Annotated in this window: 5 protein-coding genes and 1 pseudogene; 2 read left to right on the top strand and 4 right to left on the bottom strand. The window is 41.6% G+C overall.

The annotated features are described in order from the left end of the window. Positions 1-12: 12 nt before the first annotated feature. The gene (locus tag IQ264_RS33095) at positions 13-114 is read left to right on the top strand and encodes a hypothetical protein (protein WP_413470365.1); all 102 of its coding nucleotides are present in this window, start codon (positions 13-15) and stop codon (positions 112-114) included. A gap of 713 nt (positions 115-827) precedes the next feature. On the opposite strand, the pseudogene IQ264_RS33490 reads toward IQ264_RS33095, so the two are convergent. The 4 genes and pseudogenes from IQ264_RS33490 to IQ264_RS20690 all read right to left on the bottom strand — a co-directional run. Then, positions 828-1,094: pseudogene (locus IQ264_RS33490) on the bottom strand (DUF3854 domain-containing protein); the annotation flags it as partial. A gap of 961 nt (positions 1,095-2,055) precedes the next feature. Continuing rightward, a complete protein-coding gene (locus IQ264_RS20700; protein ID WP_193982696.1) occupies positions 2,056-3,435 on the bottom strand; it encodes a helix-turn-helix domain-containing protein in 1,380 nt (459 codons plus the stop codon). A gap of 363 nt (positions 3,436-3,798) precedes the next feature. Next, positions 3,799-5,097, bottom strand: coding sequence for an RNA-guided endonuclease InsQ/TnpB family protein (locus tag IQ264_RS20695; RefSeq protein ID WP_228061690.1), 1,299 nt, complete (start codon positions 5,095-5,097; stop codon positions 3,799-3,801). 110 nt (positions 5,098-5,207) lie between these two features. After that, a complete protein-coding gene (locus IQ264_RS20690; protein WP_193982695.1) occupies positions 5,208-6,317 on the bottom strand; it encodes a hypothetical protein in 1,110 nt (369 codons plus the stop codon). A 188-nt stretch (positions 6,318-6,505) separates the two neighbouring features. Between IQ264_RS20690 and IQ264_RS33910 the strand changes: the two genes are divergently transcribed. Continuing rightward, on the top strand, positions 6,506-6,766 hold the full coding sequence (locus tag IQ264_RS33910; protein ID WP_193982694.1) for a helix-turn-helix domain-containing protein: 261 nt from the start codon (positions 6,506-6,508) through the stop codon (positions 6,764-6,766). Positions 6,767-6,782: the final 16 nt, after the last annotated feature.

Raw genomic sequence — 6,782 nt, 5'->3', positions numbered from 1 at the left:
ATTAATAATAAATTGAAATTACTCAAACGTTGTGGATTTGGCTTTAGGAATTTCCGCAATTTTGAATTAAGAGCTTTATTGTTCTGGCACTTCCCTAATAATTTAGCACAGTAAGTACGGAAGAACCAAACAATTCTGGCGGTTTCAATTAAACGTTTTAAGCCTTCAATTCCGGTATCTTCTGCCAGAATTGGGCAAGGAATAAAGTCCTCTTTTCCTAATGCTGGGTCAAATACGGTAGAACTATCGCTTTCAGTTGTTGGTTGACCATCTGATGTGAACTGAGCATTATTCAATACCCATAAACCGTTTGATTGTTGTCCGTAGCGATCGATCGACCGAAAGATTTGCCCCTCACGATGACGGCGATACACTGCTTGTTTGGCAGCAATTAAAGCATTAAGTTCCCATTTAGTTAAACTAACCACCACCACAAATCCTAAAGCTTTGGAAAGGGCAGTGGTGAATTTATCAGGTGATGTCAAGTCCGTCGCTTTGATCAGCACTCGATACTGTGTTTGTTCCCATTCCGGTTTCAGTTGCAGTATGAAACCGCCCCCTTCTTCCGAGGTGAGTTCCCGTTCAATGGCGAAATCAAAATTACAGCGAGGTTGCCAAGTGATTTCGCCATCTTTGTTAGTTTTCCAGTAACCGATGGTTCCCAAGTAGCTTTGCGGTTCGTTCCAATCAACAGTTTCTGCTTGTTCAAACTGCTTTTCCCAAAAGTTGATGGAGGTGCATTTACCAATTACTTCATGGATAAATTTACTAGCACCGTGATTTTGGATGTAATCATCGGCTCCTTTATCACCGTTGGGATAGCTCTCATCACATTGCCACAAACCCGTTGCGTTGTACAGTGGAACTTGAAAGGCTTTGAGTTGGTGTGCGAGTTTCCGCTGTGCCCAGCGAACGCCAGGTTTGGTAGCAGCGTCGGCATCAAAGCAGAAAATGAAACCGAAACCTGCTTTTGCTAAGTTCTCTAGTGCGGGTACCAAGTAGCGTTTCTTTTGCGGGTCTTCCTTGCTACTGGTTAATCCCATCTCGACACCGAGTAAGACAATGGTAGCGATGCCAGCAGCATTAATTGCCATCCCAGTGAACACGCCTTCTGTAATCACTAAACAGGGATGGCCGTCAATTTTATAAGCTTTTTGTTTGAGTGCTTCTAGGTCATTCCAGAACCGGGGGTCATCTGGGTGATGCAAGAGAATCGCGTCGTAGTCACCCAATGGTGAACGATACTTGGGGGCTTTTTTTGTTTTGTCGTCTCGCCAGGGTTTATCGGGTAAAAATTGAATTTGAATCCCGATTCCTTCAAGTAGTATGCCATCAGATTTGGCGGTGTAACCGAGTCGGTATGAGGCTTCTTGGGCAGAAACGGAACGACAATTAGCTAGCGCCCAATTTAGCGGTAGTCCCCGTCGATAGATTTCTTGGATATGACGGGGGTTAAGGCTTTCACAAGTGCTTTTGTTCTCAGATTCCATGTTCACACCTTCTTAACTTGTTGGTGCAGTCGGTAATCCAGAATTGGCTGTGGAGAATTAACCTTCGATCTTCAGCAAGTCGAGAAAAGCTCAATGACATGGTTTTGACAACTTCCCTATAGCTAGGACAAGCAAGTTAATTAGGATTCTTTCTGTTATACCAGTAGTCAAATTTGAACTAAGACTTTAATTAATATAATTAGGCTGTAATCAAACTCAGTAATATAAAGCTGAAAACTAACTACTATAAGCATCACAGCGATTACTTATCAAAAATTTGGTACCAGGGGGTCGGGACTTTGGTACCAGGGGGTCGGGACTTTGGTACCAGGGGGTCGGGAAATTTTGTAATCAAGCTCAAACTGAAGTAGGACAAGCCTTAGAGCATCAAAAGGCTTGATTACAGTGTTGTAATCAAAAAAAATTGAGTACATCAAGGCAAGATGTCTATTGACAGCTTTTTTTAAAAAAAGCCCAAGCCCATCCCTAAAGGGCATGGGTAAGCGCGAGCAACCCAGATTGCATACTTCGATTTGTAGTATAGTAAGTATTACTGAATTCTTGTTCAGTCTCTCAATTCCAGAGCGGCTTTCAGCTTCTTAAGATTTGACGGACTAATCAAACGTTGACCCGTTTCAATCATTGAAATCATTGACTGGCTAATACCGCTGCGTTTTGCGAGTTGCCGAGTTGTCCAACCTTTAATTGTTCTAATTTCTTTGATTTGCTCTCCCGTTAGCTTTGGTCGATCGTGTACCGCAGAAATTGGTTGAGGTTTTACGTGCTGTAAGGAGCAAGCAGCGTTCGGTAGAGAACTTATTGTGTCTGACGGCTGGCTATTAGAACTCTCTTGGCTGGATAACCCAAAGTTGGGAATTTCTTTGCTTACGCTAACACCAACGTGTCCGTTACTGGGATGCAATTCATTGGGAGCCATAATCCAAACTCGACCAGCTAGAATTCGAGCAAAGTACCCACGTGGTCTGCTTTTGTTACCTCTACCCGCCCAATAGGGTTGTATTTCAGAAGGGTAAGTTTCTGGATCGAAATGAAGTAGCCAATTATTTTCAGCGAGTGTCAATAAGTCTAACTCAAGATCATCGGCTAGCTGCTGGCGTAACTTTTTGTTTTCTGTTTTTCGGACTTCTAAAATCTTTTGTTTGCCGTAAGCTACTTCCATTAAAGTCTGACCTGTAATCGGATATTGTTGCTCAAACTTGGTTTTGAACAATAACCACACTAACAAGCGTGCTGCTCCAGGACGATGCTGCCAAATTTGCATCACTTTTTGTAAAAGATGCTTGGAAAATGTACCGCACTGATAATAGGCTTGTTTTTCTTTAGCCCCTTGTGCATTCAAAAAGTGTTTAGCCCAATACCCAGCCCTAACTCTAAAAGTTAACCCGATCAGCTCTCGATCGCCAAACAAGTTTCCTTGATAATGACGCTGAATTTCAACCATCTGCCAAAGTCGAGTTTCCGATACAGTGAAAGCTTTTATCTGACCTTGTGCAGGCCAGGAGATAAAGGTTGTAATCTGGCACGGTTGAGATGCCAATTTTTCAATCAGTGCGAGCTTTTCTGCTCTAGTTTTGTCTTTTCGTTTATTTAAACCCAGATAATCCTCAATCTGTTGGTGATCGATCACAAATTCTTGTTCCCAAGGACGTTCCAGCTTGGTAGCATGACCTGCATAAATTAGGTGCATACAAGCAGCACGAATATCGAATGTTTCAAGAGTTGCTAAAGCTGCTGTACCTGCTAAGGTAGCTGGATGCTCATTACTGAGATCCGAGAGGTCTGTTATCCAGTAGTGAATTTCTCCCTTGTTATTGATTGCTGAGCGAATAAGACACAATTTTCCTTCAGAATCCAAGTCCCAGACCAGATTCTGTTTTTGTGTAAGTATGTCACTTGCTCCCCAAATTACCAGTGCTGATGCCATCCGATCTTTCTTTTCAGCTGGAAATATAGATGGGCTTGTTAAGAGTTTTGGCAAGCTGCCACGCTTGCCCTTTTTTTGCTTGCTCGCAGTTTCTTCTGTAAACAGCTCTAGCTGGCAGTTTGTATCAACCTGAATTGGCACTTCACGTTGATAATGGTTTTCTGTAGGGCTGTTTTTAGTTTGACTTTTCGGATTAAAATTTGAAGAAGTAGACACAGCTTGGCAATAGTTTTATTGTAATGCTGTAACTAGAAATAGAATCTATGGATTCTCTCAGTTACAGGCTTTCTGTTCGGGATGCTTCTTTTGTTAACTCAGCATTAGCATTCGTTTGACACTCCCCGCGATAAATCGACGGGGATTCTAAGCGGATACAGAGGGACGGGTTAAAACCACGTTCCTCTGTATCCGCTTAGCTGACCAAAGAAAGAATCTTTGGGGTGTTGTCAATGACACCCTAGACAGTTCGTTGAGAACTAAATTCAACGTTCCGCTTACTTTTTTGAGAATGTTAGCTGCGGCATTCGCGTCAGCATTGATATACCAGTTAAAAGCCGTGCGATATAACCCACGTTTCACTCGCTTTCCTAATGGCTTCCAGTTTTCGGGTTTTTCACCGTATTTGGGTAAAAAGTCATCATCAACGAATGAAGATTGGGAAGTATAGCTTTCCTCGGTTTCAACAAAATTAATTCCGTATTGTTGACACAATTGGGAAATTCGTTCTTTGAGTTTAGCAGTGGGGACTTGTACCCATTTCTGGTTATTTTTTCTCCCCAAGCTTGACTCTTGTTTTTGACCTTCATTCCAACCAAAAACAATTGTGCCAATATCGTTTTCTAAACAATGATTGAGAACTAACCTAGCTGCTTTATTTACCCCATCGCGCATTTGAAGGTTTCTTTTTTCCGTCAGATGCGCTAATTTATTTGACCAAAATCCTTGGGGCTTACCTTCTTTAATTGTGGAAACTTTTTTGTTGTACCAACGGTTTAAAGATTTCAAATGCTTGCCATCAATAATGAAGCTGGTTCCCAGATTTGATACACAAGTCAACCAATTATCCATTCCCGGATCGATACCTAAAGCATTTTGCTGATTTAGACCTGTATTTATTGACTCTACTTCATAGACAAACTCGGCGTAAAAGCATCTGTTTCTTGGCAATATTCGCAATTCCCTAATAGCCTCAAACTGCAAATTGGCTGGTAATTTTAACGGAAAACTGTCGATGCCAAACCAAGCTTTTACTTGTCTACCCAATGGAATGCGAATCCAACTATTTTCTAACTGCAATGCTTGAGAAGGATAGCTCACAGTACAAAGTCCACCTTTCCTGTATTTAGGTGGTTTTGGTTGGTTGGCTAACTCTCCTTTCTTAAAAAGTCTATTGAGTTCCTTAAAGGATTTAAAAGCTTCTAGCACTGACAGGCAAGTTTGCTGCGCCGCTTGCGAATACATGGCTTTAAAATGGATATTACGCTTGATTTCTCCTAGTAATTCGGATTTGCCGACAGTTCTATTAGCCTTAAAGTAAATCTGCCTTGCATAATAGATTGCACAATTAAATACCTTGTTTGACTCAGCACAAAGATACTCAATTATGGCTTGGTTTTCTTTATTTGTATGAATCAAAACTTGCTGACATCCAAACAATTTCATCACCTCCTGTTATCCTGTTAGTATGGTCTCAAATTTGTTATTTGTTAACTGTTAAAAGTTAACAAAAACGGAAACAGAAACAACATGGATAAATCCTGTTGCGTTGCGTTTCATCCCCGGCTCTTTTGACACAGGGTTTTCACGCTCCCACTATTTTTCTGATAATTTTGAGCGGCTTGTAAAGGCAATACTTCAATAAAATTTGCGGTTAAGGCTCTACTCTCGCCATCTGCTTCCGTTTTTTCAGAATTCTCAGAAGTATAATTACTTACCTTAAGTGCCGCTTCTAAAACTTTAGCTACCCAGTCCACCAAAACCAATCCTTCTCCTCTAGCAGCATCTTGTATTAGGGGTTGCAAGTATGCGGGAAGCTGTAAAGTTAAGGTAAAAGTTTCTGTCGATGGCAACGTTCTTTTGGCTTGCTCAGGGATTGCTTGTCGATTAGTCCAAAATTCGCATTCTGCTCCCCTTTCATTGCCGTCCTTTTCAATAAAATTCAATTTCCCTAACTGGTAGCAGTAGAAACTATGGGGGTCATCTAGGAACTCTCGGCTGCAATGGTAGCAGTTCCAACAACTTCGTAAATCAGTTCCCGCTTGATTTGGTGTTATTCCGGTACTAATTAGCTTATCTCCAGTTTGATTTTGTTGCCTTTTGGAAATATTCTTACTCTTAAACTTAGAACCCGGATCTTTCTGTTGATACTCTTTGGCAATTTGGGCAACATGAGTGGATGTAACTCTACCATTAGGAGCAGTCGAGACGGCTTTAGCCCAAGCTTCCTGTTGCTTTTCGGGAGGGAGCGTCACCAAAGGACGAGTTTGGCGCTCGTTGGCGGGAAGAAAATGTGCGCCATGGCGCACATTTTCATAAACTCTGGCTGCCTCAATCAGTTGGTAAGCCGATCGCCGAGACATTTCCCAACGATTGATACAGTAATCATCAAAGGTTCTGTACCCTTGTCGATATAAATGCCGATCCCGAATTTGTCCTAAAGCTTGCCCTATCTCCCAAAACGCTCTTAGACCGCGTTCGACTGTAACTTCTAGATAAGCTAGCTCTACCACTTCAGCATCGTTAAGCCTATTTTCTGTATCGCCAAGATTCTTAGAAGCAGTTGTTTCTAACCGTAAATACTGGGCTGACTTGTTAGGCTCGCTGCTATGAGCCGTGGAAAAGTCAGGCACATTTGAATAATCAGGAGTGTCAGAAGATTGCATAATATAGCAATTTTTGTATCATGCACTCACCCATTATTGCATGATGCAAGACAAATTAACTATGATTTTAAATATTTTCACGAACTAAGCCTTGTACTACATGAGAAAAAATATTGCATGAGAATAAGTTTAATCATCAGATAACGGAAAAACTTAGTATAAAGGAGTAAAGCGTAGTGAAATGAGGTATGTACCTAACACCGAAACAAGTGTACGAAAAATATGGATATCATCCCAAGACATTAGCGAACTGGGCTGACGCAGGGAAAATTCCTTGCATCAAGTCAGCAGGAGGGCATCGCAGGTATCCAGTATTTGCACTAGAGAATATGAAAAGCGAAGCTAGGGTCGCTTTCGCCAAAGTGGTAACTTACGCTAGAGTATCGACACAATCCCAGAAAGAGGACTTGCAATCACAGGGGCTTTCAACACCCCGACTATTCTTGTAAGATAGGTATAGAAATA

It is taken from the genome of [Phormidium] sp. LEGE 05292, from assembly GCF_015207735.1.
In the GTDB taxonomy this organism is placed as follows: Bacteria; Cyanobacteriota; Cyanobacteriia; order Cyanobacteriales; family Aerosakkonemataceae; genus Floridanema.
Note: the sequence above shows the minus strand (reverse complement) of the source record. Positions and strands in the feature narration are given on the sequence as shown.